This is a genomic window from Paraconexibacter algicola (assembly GCF_003044185.1).
Lineage (GTDB): Bacteria > Actinomycetota > Thermoleophilia > Solirubrobacterales > Solirubrobacteraceae > Paraconexibacter > Paraconexibacter algicola.
The window spans coordinates 329,360-343,379 of record NZ_PYYB01000004.1 but is presented as its reverse complement, the minus strand read 5'-3'; the positions used below and the strand labels follow the sequence as shown (position 1 = coordinate 343,379).

Genomic DNA, 14,020 nt, shown 5'->3' with positions numbered 1-14,020 from the left:
CCCTGTCCACCGAAACGGGGGAACTCCAGATTGTGTTCGTGCCGCCGACTGGCTGAGCCGGCGTTGGATCGTTCGTCGGCACGATGGTGACTGTTTGCCCCGCAGTCGGTCCAACGTTTCCGGCAGCGTCGACCGAACGAACCTCCACTTGGACAGTCTCTGCCGGCAGGGCCGAGATCTCAAACTGGTCCTCTTCGGTTGACTCCCAAGGTCCGAAGCTGCCGAGAAGGCGCTGTACGCGGTACTCAGAGCGCGCGATCCCAGACCCTCTGAGATCTGTTCCTATGTCGGGGTCCTCCTGCGTCTCCCATCCAATCGCGGCAGGTGCCCCGACCGTGTAGGAGCGAAGCGCCACTTCGGCAGGCGCAAGAGGAGCATCACGGTCAGCCACGAGTCGCACAGGATGAAAGCTCTTCAGACCGACCGCGTCAGTGACCTCGACGGTGTAGGTCTGGTCGGTCGTGAGTGACGAGACTGGGCCCGAGAGGGCTACCGCGGCAGGCGCAGTCGGGCAACCGGTCGAGCAATCGAAGTCGTGGCTGGAGACCTGATTCGCGAGCCCATCAAGTAGGCGCACGCGGGTGACCCCTGAGTAGACGTCGGTGGGCTCAGCCAGCAAGCTGAACTGGGACTCGTTGACCGCGACGTACACGGCCGGGTCCTCAGGGTCCGGATCGACGTCGTCTCCGACCAAGGGAAGCGCGACGCTCGGATGCGTCCTATCGACCTTGAGCTGCCAAGTGATCGATCTGGTGTTGTTGACGGCGTCCGTCGCCGTTCCAGTCAAGGTCGAGATGCCCTCGTTGAGCTGGGCGGCGGTGTACTCGAAGTCCTTGGCGCTCGGCGCGGTCGGGCACGGGGCCGTGGTGGGCCCGCTGGGCCGCTGACAGCGGCACCCGCCTCGCCGGCCCCGGAACGGACAGCGGCGCCGAGGAGACCACGAGGGCGTTGGAGCCACCATCGCTGACCACCGCCGCTCGTGACCCTCGTCGTGACTTCACTGCGCCCGTTCCCGGGTTGCGTCCGTCGAAGAGCGGCGCACGCATGAAGTCTGCAAAGCGGTCCGCCGCCAGGTCGCGGGCTTCCGGGTTGGTCAGGTCACGATGGGCAGACCGAGACCGCGATCGCCGGCTTTTCGCCTCAGCGCTCTGCCGCCGAGCTCGACGGCTCTTCGCGTCGTTCTCCGCGCGCTCGTTCGCGGCCGCGTCGTCGACGGCGGGTGCCGGCTCGACCTTCTTTGGATCGGCAGCGAGCGCTGTTCCTCCTCCAAGACAGCAGGCAGCACCAGCCAGTGCGGCAACAAGACGACAACGCATGAGAACTCTCCGGAGCAAATCCGCACAGCAGACAAGCCGCACGGTGCGGACAGCCGACCTATCGGCACGTCACGTGTCGCACTTGAGCGCTCTCGGCGAACCGCGTCCCCGGAGGAGGCTGGGGCTCGGCGGAACCCTTCAGCCGGTGTGAGGCTGATGATGAGCATGGTGCTCGGTTCGTTCTCCGCACGGCCTGAGTCGTCGCGGCGAAGCGCAGCCGTTGCTACTTGGCCCCTGATGACACGAACCCGAGCACTGGGCCATGTAGCCCGCGACCCGGCATCGAACAATTTGTTCGTTTGCCTGTACACGGTGTTCGATTCTGGTTAGGCTCGCGCCCATGAGCGCTACCAGTTGGTGGAACGAATGGAACCCGTTGCTGGGTGAGGAGGGCTATCCGCCCAACGTCATCCCCTCGGATCAGCCGGCACTCGACCCGGCCAGCGGCGGTGCCGAGATCGCCTTCTTCTTCATCGCGGGAGCGGCCGTCGTGCTGTTCGCGCTGCCGTGGGCCATCCGGTCCGCCCGTCAAGGGCACTGGCTGCCGATCATCGTGATCGTCGGCGGCTTCATCTGCTCGTTCGAAGAGGCGATGCTCGACATGCTCGGGCACCTGCACTGGGCCCCGAACCTGCAGATGGTCTATACGAACTTCGGGGTCTCGGTCCCGCTGTTGATCCCGCTCTGCTACGTCGCCTTCCTGGGCCTGATGTCGTACTTCTGCTACTTCGTCATCAGCAACGGGGCGAAGCGCAAGCACTACTTCATGCTCTTCGCGATGGGCGGGATCCTCGACGCCGTCATGGAGACCATCGGCATCAACCTCGGGGTCTACACGTACTACGGCATCCAGCCGTTCGAGTTCCTCGGCTTCCCGTACTGGTGGGCGTTCATCAACAGCGCCTCGTTCGTCGCGGTCGGCTCGATCCTCGCCTACGGCGTGCCGCGCCTGAAGGGCGGCCGCAAGTGGCTGCTGGTGATGGCGCCGTCCTACGGGATGGCGGCCACCTACTTCACCGTCGGCTGGATCCACCTGATCGCGCACAACTCCGGGATGCCGGAGGCGCTGCGCTGGATCGCCGCGGCGATGATGATGGTGGAGGCCTGCTTCTTCATCGCGCTGCTGCACTACCTGCAGGGCGTCAAGGACGACGAGCCCGCGCTGGCCTGGACGCTGCCGCGGATGTTCCGCTACGTGGCGGTCCCCGGGCGCTCGCGCGACGAGCTCTGGGCGACGATGCGCCGCGAGGGCGGCCTGGACGTCGTCCCGACGCCCGCGCCGGTCCGCGAGCCCGCGCTCGTCTAGACCCCCTGGCATGCCCCGGCCGTCACGGCCGGGGCACCGCCGACCTGCCCGTGACGGGCCGGTGACGGCCGGGCTGCCATCATCTCGGGGGTGTCCCGCCGCATCCTCCTGCTGGGGTCCACCGGGTCGATCGGGACCCAGGCCCTGGACGTGATCTCGCGCTCCGACGACCTCGAGGTCGTCGGGCTCAGCGCCCAGACGAACTGGAGGCAGCTCGTCGAGCAGGCCGTCCAGCACGGGGTGCCGCGGATCGCGGTCACCGACCTGGACCTCGCGGCGCAGGCCGCGGAGGCCTGGACCGACGGCGAGGTGCTGCGCGGCCCCGAGGGCCTCGTCCAGCTGGTGCTCGAGTCCGGCGCCGACCTCGTGCTCAACGCGCTCGTCGGATCGGCGGGGCTCGGGCCGACGGTCGCGACGCTCGGCGAGGGCATCGACCTCGCGCTCGCCAACAAGGAGTCGCTCGTCGTCGGCGGCGAGCTCGTCATGGCGCTCGCCGAGGCGACCGGCGCCCAGATCCTGCCGGTCGACAGCGAGCACTCGGCGATCCACCAGCTCGTCCACGGCGAGCACGCCACCGGCGGCCTCGACTCGATCGAGAAGCTCGTGCTCACCGCCTCCGGCGGCCCGTTCCGCGGCCGCAGCCGCGCCGAGCTCGAGGGCGTCACGATCGAGCAGGCGCTCGCGCACCCGACCTGGGCGATGGGCGGCAAGATCACGATCGACTCCGCCACGCTCATGAACAAGGGCCTCGAGGTGATCGAGGCCCACCACCTGTTCGGCACGCCGTACGAGCGCATCGGCGTCGTCGTGCACCCCCAGTCGATCGTCCACTCGCTGATCACGCTCGTCGACGGCGCGGCGCTCGCGCACCTCGGCCATCCCGACATGCGCGCCCCGATCGCCTACGCGCTGCACCACCCGCAGCGCGTGCCGCTGCCGCTGCGGCCGCTCGACCTCGCCGAGGTCGGGTCGCTGACGTTCGAGCCGGTCGACACCGAGGCGTTCCCGTGCCTGCGGATGGCGATCGAGGCCGGCACCGCGGGCGGCACCGCGCCCTGCGTGCTGAACGCGGCCAACGAGATCGCGGTCCACGCCTTCCTCGGTGGCCGGCTCCCGTTCCTCGGGATCCCCGACGTGATCGCCGGGGCCCTCGACGCGCTCGGCAGCGCCCCGATCCGCGCCTTCGAGACGCTCTACGAGGCCGACCGCGAGGCCCGCGCCGTCGCCGCCGAGCTCGTCGAGAAGGTCGCCGCGTGAGCTGGGTCATCGCCTTCGTCGGCTTCGCCGCGCTGATCGTCCTGCACGAGTTCGGGCACTTCGCCGCCGCCAAGGCCGTCGGCATGCGCGTCGAGCGGTTCGCGCTGTTCTTCCCGCCGATCCTCGCGAAGGTCCGCCGCGGCGAGACCGAGTACGGCATCGGGGCGATCCCGCTCGGCGGCTACGTGAAGATCACCGGGATGAACCCGGAGGAGGACGTGCCGGAGGAGGTCGCCCACCGCGCCTACTACCGCCAGCCCGTCTGGAAGCGGATCGTCGTCATCGCCGCGGGCCCGCTGATGAACGTCCTGATCGCGTTCGTCGTGCTCACCGGCCTCTATGCGACCCAGACCCTGCTCGAGCCGACGACACGGGTCGAGGCGATCGAGCCCGGCGCGCCCGCCCAGGGCAAGCTGCAGCCCGGGGACCGCGTCGTCTCGGTCGACGGGCGGCCCGTGTCGAGCACCGAGGAGATCTCCCGGCAGGTCTCGACCCACCGCTGCCCGGCCCAGCAGATCACCGGCTGCTCGGCGGCCGAGCCGGTCGCGCTCGTCGTGGAGCGGGACGGCCGCCGCGTCGCGGTCGAGGTGACCCCCCGCTTCGACGGGGCGCTCGAGCGCACCCGGCTGGGCTTCGGCTTCGGCACGCAGGAGAAGACGTTCGGCATCGGCGGCGCCGCCAAGGAGGGCGTCACCGACATGTGGAACATCACCACCGGCACCGTCGAGGCGATCACCCGGCTGTTCTACGACGCGGAGGCGCGCAAGGAGGTCTCCGGTGTCGTCGGCTCCTACGAGACGACCCGGCAGTCGGTCGAGGTCTCCTGGGTCCAGACGGTGAACATCCTCGCGATCATCTCGCTGTCGCTGGCGATCGTGAACCTGTTCCCGTTCCTGCCGCTCGACGGCGGGCACATCTTCTGGGCGACCGCGGAGAAGATCCGGCGCAAGCCGATCCCGTTCAGCGTCATGGAGCGCGCGAGCGTCGTGGGCTTCGTGCTCGTGATCTTCATCTTCGCCATCGGCCTCACGAACGACATCGGGCGCCTGCGCGGAGAGGGGTTCGGCATCAACTGACCGGACGCCCTGTCCGGGCAAGGTGACGCCTGCGTCATCTTCGTGACGGCGGACCCCGGGCTCCGGTACGCTGGCGGCCGAGAGCGGGGGCCGCGTGGCGGCGTCCCGGACACGGAGAGGGAGCACCCACATGGAGAGCAGCACCGCCGGCCGGCGGGCCGTCGACGCCCGGTCGATCGCCGAGGCCTTCCGGATCACCGCCACGCAGCGCGCGGGGGAGACCGCGATCCGCACGATGGGCGACGAGGTCGCCTGGACCTGGGGGGAGCTGCAGCAGCGCGTCGACGCCCTCGCCGGCGGCCTCGCCGGGCTCGGGGTGCGCAAGGGCGACAGCGTCGCGATCCTGCTCATCAACCGCCCCGAGTTCCACCTCGTGGACGTCGCCGCGATGATGGTCGGCGCCACGCCGTTCTCGATCTACATGCAGTACACGCCCGAGCAGATCGAGTTCGTCGTCTCCGACGCGAACGCGCGCGTGCTCGTCACCGAGCAGGCCTTTCTGCCGCAGGTGCTCGAGGCGCGCAAGAGCCTCCCGGACCTCGAGCACGTCATCGTCATCGACGGCGACGCCCCCGAGGGCACGACGCCGCTGTCCGCCGTCGAGGGGTCCAACCCGGACTTCGACGTCGAGGCGTCCGTCGCCGAGCTCGACGGCGACGACGTGCTCACCCTGATCTACACCTCGGGCACGACCGGCCCGCCCAAGGGCGTGCAGCTGGCGCACCGCAACCTCCTCGCCGCCGTCGTGGGCATCGAGGCGCTCGTGCAGTTCCCCGAGGGCGCCCGCGTCATCTCCTGGCTGCCCGCCGCGCACATCGCCGAGCGCGCCGCGCACCACTACCTCCCGATCGTCTTCGGCTTCACGATCACCTGCTGTCCCGACCCGCGCCAGGTGCTCGGGTACCTGCCGGAGGTGCGGCCCAACTGGTTCTTCGCCGTCCCGCGGATCTGGGAGAAGCTGAAGTCCGGGCTCGAGACGCAGATCGCCTCCCGCGAGCCCGAGGAGCGCGCCAAGGCGGAGGGCGCCCTCGCCGCCGCGATCCAGAAGGTCCGCCTCGAGCAGGCGGGCGAGCCCGTCCCCGAGGAGCTCGCCGCCGCGGTCGCCAAGGCCGACGAGGCGATGTTCGCGCCGATCCGCGCGATGCTCGGCTTCGACCAGATCAACGCCGTGAACGTCGGGGCCGCCCCGACGCCCGTCGAGGTCCTCGAGTTCTTCCACGCGATCGGCATCCCGCTCGCCGAGCTCTGGGGCATGAGCGAGACCTGCGGCGCCGGCACCTGCAACCCGCCCGACAAGATCAAGATCGGGACCGTCGGCCCCGCGGCGCCCGGCGCCGAGATCCGCATCGCCGAGGACGGCGAGGTGCTCGTGCGCGGCGGCATGGTCATGCTCGGCTACCGCAACCAGCCCGAGAAGACCGCGGAGACGATCGACGCCGACGGCTGGCTGCACACCGGCGACATCGGCACGCTCGACGAGGACGGCTACCTGAAGATCGTCGACCGCAAGAAGGAGATCATCATCAACGCGGCCGGCAAGAACATGTCGCCCGCGAACATCGAGGCGACGCTGAAGAGCTCCTCGCCGCTGATCGCCCAGGCCTGCTGCATCGGGGACGCGCGCCGCTACAACACCGCGCTGCTCGTCCTCGATGCCGACTTCGCGCCGCTGTGGGCGTCCCAGCAGGGGATCGAGGACACGTCGCTGGAGGCCCTCGCCGGGAACGAGCAGGTCCGTGCCGCGGTCGAGGAGGCCGTCGCGCAGGCCAACGAGAAGCTCGCCCGCGTCGAGCAGATCAAGAAGTTCACGATCGTCCCGGGCGACTGGCTGCCCGGCGGCGACGAGCTGACCCCGACGATGAAGCTCAAGCGCCGGCCGATTGACGCGAAGTACGCGGAGACGATCGACGCGATGTACGTCGACTAGCGACCGCTCAGGGCGCCAGGTGGGCGGCGGAGACGTCGCCCGGCCCGGGCGTCCCGAGCAGCGTCATGCCCAGCTCGAGCTCCGCGCGCAGGAGCTCGAGCACGTGGGCCGCGCCGTCCTCGCCGTCGGCCACCAGCCCCCAGAGCATCGGGCGGCCGACGAGCACCGCGCGGGCGCCGAGCGCCAGGGCCGTGAGCACGTCGGTGCCGCGGCGCACCCCGCCGTCCATCAGCACCTCGACGCGGTCGCCGACCGCGTCGACCACCGGCCCGAGCATGTCGATGCTCGCGGGCACCCCGTCGAGCTGGCGGCCGCCGTGGTTGCTGACGATCACGCCCGCCGCCCCGTGCTCGACCGCGCGGTCCGCGTCCGCGGGGTGGTGGATGCCCTTGACCAGCACCGGCACGGGGCTGTCCTGCACGAGCCGCTCGAGGTCCTTCCACGTGAGCGTCAGGTCCATCAGCGAGAAGAACCCCGCCGCGTCGATCCCCGTGGTGGAGCCCAGCGCCGCCGACACCGCCGGCATGTCGATCCCGGGCGGGACCGAGAAGCCGGCCCGCAGGTCGCGCTCGCGCCGGCCCGCGCGCGGCGCGTCGACGGTCAGCACCAGCGCGCGGTAGCCGCTGTCGATCGCCTCGTCGACCAGCGCCCGGGTCACGCCCCGGTCCTTCAGGACGTACACCTGGAACCAGCGGGGCGCGTCGGGCGCGGCGGCGGCGACGTCCGCCGGGCGCGTCGTCGCGATCGTCGAGACGGTCATGATCGTGCCCGCCCGCGCCGCGGCCCGCGCCATCGCCTCCTCGCCGTCCGGATGCGCCAGCTTCTGCAGCGCGGTCGGCGCGACGAGCACCGGCATCGACACCGGCGTGCCGAGCACGGTCGTCGCGGCGCTGACGCCGCTGACGTCCACGAGGCACCGCGGCAGCAGGCGGTGACGCGCGAACGCCTCCTGGTTGTCGCGCAGCGTGCGCTCGTCCCCGGCGGCGCCCGCGTAGTAGGCGTGCGGTCCGGGCGGCATCCGCTCCGCGGCCAGCGCCTCGTAGTCGTGGAGGTTGACGGGCTGCGCGGTCATCGGCCGAGACCCTAACGGGCGTACACTGGGCATATGGCTTCCCAGCGCCAGATCCACGTCGGCGGCGTCCCGATCGGGGGCGGCGCCCCCGTCGCCGTCCAGACGATGACCAAGACGGAGACGGCGAACCTGCCGGAGACGATGGCGCAGATCCGCCGCGTCGCCGAGGCGGGGGCGGACCTCGTCCGCGTCGCCGTCCCGCGCGACGAGGACGTCGAGGCCCTGAAGACGATCGTCGCCGAGTCGCCGATCCCGATCATCGCCGACATCCACTTCAACCACACGCTCGCGCTCAAGGCGATCGACGCCGGCGCGCACTGCGTGCGGATCAACCCGGGCAACATCGGCGGGCCCGACAAGGTCGCCGAGGTCGTCGAGGCCGCCCGCCGCGCCGACGTCCCACTGCGCGTGGGCGTCAACTCCGGGTCGCTGCCCAAGCACCTGCGTGAGCTCGAGTTCACCAACCCGGTCGACGCGCTCGTCGCCGCGGGCCTCGAGACCGTCGCGCTGATGGAGTCGCTGAAGTTCGAGAACTTCAAGCTGTCGATGAAGTCGACGAGCGTGCCGAACACGATCGCGTCGAACCGCATCATGGCCGAGAAGATCCCGTACCCGCTGCACCTCGGCGTCACCGAGGCGGGCACGAAGTGGTCGGGCTCGCTGAAGAGCGCCGTCGGCCTCGGCACGTTGCTGGCCGACGGCATCGGCGACACGATCCGGATCTCGCTCTCCACCTTCCACGCGGAGGAGGAGGTCAAGGTCGGCTGGGAGATCCTCAAGGCGCTGAAGCTGCGCGAGCGCGGCCCGGTGCTCATCGCCTGCCCGACCTGCGGGCGGCTGCAGTTCGACATGGACTCGGTCGTCGCCGAGGTCGAGCGGCGCCTGGAGGCCTACGCGGACCCGATCGAGGTGTCGATCCTCGGCTGCGCGGTCAACGGCATCGGCGAGGCCCGCCACGCGGACTTCGGGATCACCGGCGCGAAGGACGCGGCGATGATCTTCTCCAAGGGCGAGCCGCTGAAGAAGGTGCCGACCGACCGGCTCGTCGAGGAGCTGTTCGCCGAGATCGACCGCTACTACGAGGCAGGCAAGACCGTCGTCGTCGACGAGCGCGCCGCCGCCGAGGCGAAGCAGTGGCTGGCCGAGAACGAGGACGCGGAGGCGATGACGCCCGAGCGGCTCGCGGCGCTCGAGGCCGAGCAGGCCAAGAAGGAGGCCGAGGAGGCCGCGGCCGCGGTCGACGAGCAGAGCTCCCCGACCGCGGGCCGGCGCTTCACCCGCGCCTAGGGGCCCGTCGGTCGTCTAGCGCGTCCGCGGCCGGACGCCCGCCGGGCGCAGCGCCGGCGTCGTCCGCCGCAGCGGGGTCGCCCGGCCGGTCACGGCGGGCGGCAGCACGTAGCGGAACGCGTACGTGTCGCCGCGGCGCGCTCCGCGCCGCGAGAGCGACGTGGTCCACACGCCGCGGCGGTCGGTCCGCACCCGCGCGACCGGTCGGGCGGTGCGGGACCCGGCGCGCCGGCGCAGCACGACGACGCCGGTGCGGCCCTCGCCCGGCCGGACCTGGCCCCACAGGCGCACGCGCGCACCGCTCGTGAACGCCCAGAGCGGGTTCGGGAACACGGCGAGCGCGGGCTTGCGGCGGCCGTCGGCGAACAGGAGCCCGGACTGCCACGAGGCGTACGCCCGCGTCCCGGTCGGCGCCTTGCGCGAGATCTTCTCGTCGCGCCACTCGTAGTGGGCGAGCGTGCGCACGCGCGGGTCGCGCCACGCGAGGTAGGAGGACTGCGCCAGCCAGCGGGCCTGCTTGGCCAGCGACACGCCGATCGCCCGGTCGGGCGGGTTGGTCTGGTACGCGTACTCGGTCAGGTAGAGGTCCAGCGGGCGGCGCCGCGACGGGCCGCGCAGGATGCCCCGGGCGACCGACCGGTCGAGCGCGGCCTTCAGCCGCGGCAGGTCGGCGAGCCCGGCCTCGTCGCGCTGGGGGTTGCGCTGGTCGGGGGCGCGCTGCACGCCGTGCGGGTGGTAGGCGAGGCCGTCGGTGCGCAGCGCCCCCTGCCGCGGACAGCCGCCGCTGCGCAGCCGCCGGTAGCGCTCCGAGACGCACGACATCGCGCGCAGGAAGGTCAGCGGGCGCATCGCGGCGTTCGGCCGGCGCGGGTTGGAGCCCTTGGGCGCGAGCGCCCCGGTCAGCACCTGCGCGCCGGGGTCGACCCGCTTGACCGCGTCGTACGCGGAGCGGTACAGCCGCCGGTAGTGGTGCGGGGAGAACGGGGTGCACCGCCCGCGGCGACAGGTGAACTGCGGCTGCAGCCAGGCCGCCTGGTTGGGCTCGTTCCAGACGATGTAGCGGTGCACCCGGCCGCGGTAGCGGGTGGCGACCGCGTGCGCGAACGCCGCGAACTGCGCCGGATCGGGCTTCCAGCGGTGGTTGCCCCGTCGGGGCTCGAGGCTCGTCCACAGCGGACCGGACCCGGTGATCGAGACCATCGGCCGGATCCCCGCGGCCCGCAGCGTGTCGACCGCGAGGTCGAGCGTCGCCCAGTTGTACCCCGGGTCGGTGTGCGCGGTCGCGTTGAAGCCGCGCGGCGGGCGCCGGTCGTGGGGGCGGGGGGCGATGACGATCCAGCGCGCGTGGACGCGCGCGACCTCGACCCCGAGCGCCTTCCAGCGGCGCACGATCCGCGGGGCCTGCGCCGGACGGTGCAGGAAGACCGCGTCGTCGGCGATCCCGACCTCGAGGTCGCGCGCCGCGGGGGCCGCCGCCGGCACGGACAGGCCGGTGAGCAGGACGAGCAGCAGCCCGAGCGCGGCGCGCAGCCCGGACCGCCCCATCGCGCGCCCGTCAGCCTCCGACGCGGGCCACGCGCGAGGTGACGGTCGGCCCACCGTCCTTGGGGGTCCAGCGCAGCCGCCAGGTCCCGCCGCGCGACGGCACGCGCACGTCGATGAAGCCCTTGGCGTCGGTCGTCTGCACCGTCTCCACGGTGCTGAAGTCGCCGCTCCCGTCGGGGTCGTTCTGCACCTCGACGTCCTCCAGCGCGTCGTCGGCCGCCGGGCGCACCTGGCCCCAGACGCGCAGCCGGCCGCCGGTCGAGCGGGCCACCCAGATCGGCAGCCGGTACGCGGCGAACGCGGGCTTCGGGCGGCCGTCGTTGAACCGCAGGCCGGTCTGGAACGAGGCGAGGTTCGCCTCGTCACGCAGCTCGTACTGGGCGACCGAGCGGACGGCGCGGTCCTGGTAGGCGAGGAAGTCGCTCTGGTTGATGAACCGCGCCTGCTCCTCGAGGGACACCCCGAAGAGCTCGTCCGGCGGGTTGGTCTGGAAGCCGTACTCCGTGTACCAGATCGGCAGGCCGCTGCGCAGGCGCTGCTGGCGGCCCGCGGCGGTCAGGATCGCCTTCAGGCGCGACGCCGAGGACATCGTGATCTCGGTCGGCAGACCCTTCGCCGTCGGGGGCTGGCTGCCGCCGCGCGTGTACGGGTGGTGGCTGACCCCGCTGACGCCGATGCGGGTGAACCCCCGGCAGTCCATCGTCTGGGCGCGGCTGCCGGTGAGCTTGCGCCCGCGCGCGTCGAGGCAGAGCAGGTCGCGCAGGAACTCGGTCGGCGGCGTCGGACGGGTCGACAGCGAGCCGGTACGACGCCCCAGCGGCGCGGTCTCGCCGAGCAGGATGTCGTCGGAGCCGTGCCCGGTCTGCTGCAGCGCCTTCAGCGCCGAGCGCACGAGCCCGCGGTAGATCACCGGGCTGACGGACACGACGCGGCCCTTGACCCGCGCGTACTGCGGGGTGAGCCAGCCGCCCTGGTTGGGCTCGTTCCACACCGACCAGCGGGTGACCCGCGGGAGCGTGCCGCGACCCTGGTTCTCGTCCGCGTACTCGCCGGAGTAGCGGGTGCCCAGCGCGGCGACGAAGCGCTTGAACTGCGTGAGGTTCGGGCGGCAGGTGCGGCGCAGCGCCAGGCGCGTCGTCGGGCAGCCCGACGCCCACGAGGGGATCGGCGCCGACGGACTGAGGATGAGGTCCATGCCGCGCACCGACGCGCCACGCACGAGCCCGTCGTACTTGTCCCAGAACTCCGCGGGATAGGCCGCCGGGTCGCTGCCGTCGAAGCCGCTGGGCCGCCGCCGGGAGGTCGGGGCCGGGGCGATCTTGTGCCAGAAGGCGACCGAGTGGATCGTGTCCACCCCGAGCTCCTGCAGGTCGTCGAGCGTCCGCTCGCGCGTGCTGTCACCGGACAGCACGAGCAGCCGGTCGTCCTGGAAGACCGACAGCTGCTGCTTGCCCGCGTGGCTCGGGGTCGCGATGGTGGCGGCGACCGCGCAGGCCGCCGCCAGGGAGATCAGGAACCGCTGCATCGAAGCTGGAACGCTACGCGGTCCCCCGGATTGCGGAGTTTCAGCCGATCTTGCCGATCGTGCTGACCGCGACGAACGGCTTCTCGTTCGGGTTCGACCACACCGCGCGGATCGAGCCCGGGCCGGGCGTCTGCACCGCCGCCTGGAAGTAGCCGTGGCCGTTGGTCACCGTGACCGGGCCGGGCCCGACCGGCAGCCAGCCGCTCGTGCCGTCCGCCGACAGCCACTGGATCGTGACCTGGTCCTGGGCGCCCGCGGGCCGGTCGTTGGGCCGGAAGCGCAGCATGCCCCACACGGAGACGTCACGCAGGCCGGTGGCCGGGTCCACGACCGCGGTGGTGAACGCGGTCAGCGGGAACGACCACGCGCCCGCCGCGGGCTTCGCGGTGCCGGTGCGGTTGAACAGGCCGGACTGGTAGGTGAACCAGTACGCCTTGGAGTCCTTCTTGTGCTTGCGCACGGGCGACACGTCGCGCAGCAGGAACTGCGAGTGGCCGAGGATCCGCGGGTTGTTGTACGTGAGGAACTCGCCGAGGACGATGTTCTGGGCCTGGTCGGCCAGCGAGATGCCCTGGAACGGGTCCGGCGGGTTCGTCTCGTAGCCGAACTCCGTCGACATGATCGGCAGGCCCTGCTTGACCCGGCCCTTCGCGGCCGCCTCGTCGAGCAGCGCGCCGAGCTCGTCGATGTTCGCGAGCGTCAGCGCCTCCGGATCGGACTCGCGCTGGAACGGCGCGTTCTTCTTCGTGTACGGGTGGTGCGCCCACGCGGTGGCCTGGACCGGGCCCTCCTTGTCGAAGTCGGTGCAGCCGGCGCCGTTGCCGTCCAGGCAGAAGAACTCGCGCAGGAAGCGCTTGGGCCGCATCGGCGACTTCGCGGTCTGCTCGGCGACGCCGATCGGGGCCGTCTCGCCCGCGAGGATGAGGTCGCCGCCGTGCCCGGTGGAGGTCAGCGCGCGACGACCGAAGAACCACAGCTTGCGGTAGAGCGCGGGGGAGGCGGGCTTGTTGTTCTCCCACTGCGGGGCGAGCCAGCCGGCCTGGTTGGGCTCGTTCCACAGCGACCAGAGCTGGACCTTCGGGAGCCGCTGGCGCCCGTCGTTCTCGTCCTTGTACTTGCCGCTGTAGCGCTTGCCGACCGCCTGCACGAACTTGTAGTACTCGCGCTCCTTCGGCTTCCAGGCCTTCGCGACCGCGGACTTCGTGCCGGCCGGCGCCTTGCCGTGACCCCACTTCGGGCCGGGGCCGGTGATGTTGAACAGGACGCCGATCTTCAGCGTCTTGCCGGCGCGCACGAGCCGGTCGTAGCGGTCCCAGTTGAGCTTCGGGTAGGCGCGCGGGTCGTCGGCGCCGAGCTTGCGGAACCGCTTGTCCAGCGCCTTCGTGTCGCGGGCGCCCTCGGCGACGCGGTCCCACAGCAGGGTGACGCGCACGACGTCGACCCCGATCTCCTTCATCTGCCGCATCGCCGCATCACGCGTGGCGTCGTCGCGGTACACGAGGAGGTCGTCGTCCTGGATGATCCCCAGCTGGTTCTGGGCGGCCTGGGCGCCGGACGGCGCGAGCAGGCCGAGGCCGACGAGGCCGAGGACGAGGCTGCGGCGGGCGGTGGTGCGGCGGTGGGACATCGGGCTCCGGCTTCAGGTCGGGTGCTCGGACGGGCGGGCGGCCTGGAGCGACCGTTCCCGCGGGTCGGAACACGAGAGTAGC

11 protein-coding genes are annotated in these 14,020 nt (G+C 71.7%); 6 read left to right on the top strand and 5 right to left on the bottom strand.

Annotated features, from left to right (window positions below; genetic code table 11):
• A partial coding sequence (locus C7Y72_RS22940; protein WP_146175487.1) for a hypothetical protein occupies positions 1–652 on the bottom strand: 652 nt, incomplete at its 3' end.
• Positions 653–740: 88 nt separating this feature from the next.
• Here C7Y72_RS22940 and C7Y72_RS23605 point away from each other — a divergent pair.
• The 5 genes from C7Y72_RS23605 (at position 741) to C7Y72_RS21020 (ending at position 6,882) form a co-directional block, all read left to right on the top strand.
• Positions 741–887 (top strand): hypothetical protein, encoded by a 147-nt coding sequence (locus tag C7Y72_RS23605; RefSeq protein WP_158276978.1) that lies wholly within the window; start codon positions 741–743, stop codon positions 885–887.
• A gap of 769 nt (positions 888–1,656) precedes the next feature.
• Entirely contained in the window at positions 1,657–2,622 is a 966-nt protein-coding gene (locus C7Y72_RS21035) for a hypothetical protein (RefSeq protein ID WP_107571157.1), read from the top strand.
• Positions 2,623–2,712: 90 nt separating this feature from the next.
• Positions 2,713–3,879: a 1-deoxy-D-xylulose-5-phosphate reductoisomerase gene (gene dxr, locus C7Y72_RS21030; RefSeq protein WP_107571156.1), complete on the top strand. Its 1,167-nt coding sequence runs from the start codon at positions 2,713–2,715 to the stop codon at positions 3,877–3,879.
• The gene (locus C7Y72_RS21025; RefSeq protein WP_107571155.1) at positions 3,876–4,955 is read left to right on the top strand and encodes a M50 family metallopeptidase; all 1,080 of its coding nucleotides are present in this window, start codon (positions 3,876–3,878) and stop codon (positions 4,953–4,955) included. The genes dxr and C7Y72_RS21025 overlap by 4 nt, the downstream gene beginning before the upstream one ends.
• Positions 4,956–5,085: 130 nt before the next feature.
• Complete coding sequence (locus C7Y72_RS21020) at positions 5,086–6,882, top strand: AMP-dependent synthetase/ligase (protein WP_107571154.1); 1,797 nt, start codon at positions 5,086–5,088, stop codon at positions 6,880–6,882.
• 7 nt (positions 6,883–6,889) lie between these two features.
• Here the strand turns inward: C7Y72_RS21020 and C7Y72_RS21015 are convergent, their stop codons facing one another.
• Positions 6,890–7,954, bottom strand: a complete 1,065-nt coding sequence (locus C7Y72_RS21015; RefSeq protein WP_107571153.1) for an alpha-hydroxy acid oxidase — start codon at positions 7,952–7,954, stop codon at positions 6,890–6,892.
• A gap of 33 nt (positions 7,955–7,987) precedes the next feature.
• On the opposite strand from C7Y72_RS21015, the gene ispG reads away from it, so the two are divergent.
• Positions 7,988–9,241 (top strand): flavodoxin-dependent (E)-4-hydroxy-3-methylbut-2-enyl-diphosphate synthase, encoded by a 1,254-nt coding sequence (gene ispG, locus C7Y72_RS21010; protein WP_107571152.1) that lies wholly within the window; start codon positions 7,988–7,990, stop codon positions 9,239–9,241.
• A gap of 15 nt (positions 9,242–9,256) precedes the next feature.
• Here the strand turns inward: ispG and C7Y72_RS21005 are convergent, their stop codons facing one another.
• Genes C7Y72_RS21005 through C7Y72_RS20995 form a run of 3 tightly spaced genes read right to left on the bottom strand, consistent with a single transcriptional unit; the run spans position 9,257 to position 13,938 of the window.
• A complete protein-coding gene (locus C7Y72_RS21005; protein WP_107571151.1) occupies positions 9,257–10,786 on the bottom strand; it encodes a hypothetical protein in 1,530 nt (509 codons plus the stop codon).
• 10 nt (positions 10,787–10,796) lie between these two features.
• Positions 10,797–12,311 carry a hypothetical protein gene (locus C7Y72_RS21000; protein WP_107571150.1) on the bottom strand — a complete coding sequence of 505 codons (1,515 nt, stop codon included), beginning with the start codon at positions 12,309–12,311 and terminating at the stop codon, positions 10,797–10,799.
• Between the two features lie 40 nt (positions 12,312–12,351).
• Positions 12,352–13,938, bottom strand: a complete 1,587-nt coding sequence (locus tag C7Y72_RS20995) for a hypothetical protein (protein ID WP_107571149.1) — start codon at positions 13,936–13,938, stop codon at positions 12,352–12,354.
• Between the last annotated feature and the right edge of the window lie 82 nt (positions 13,939–14,020).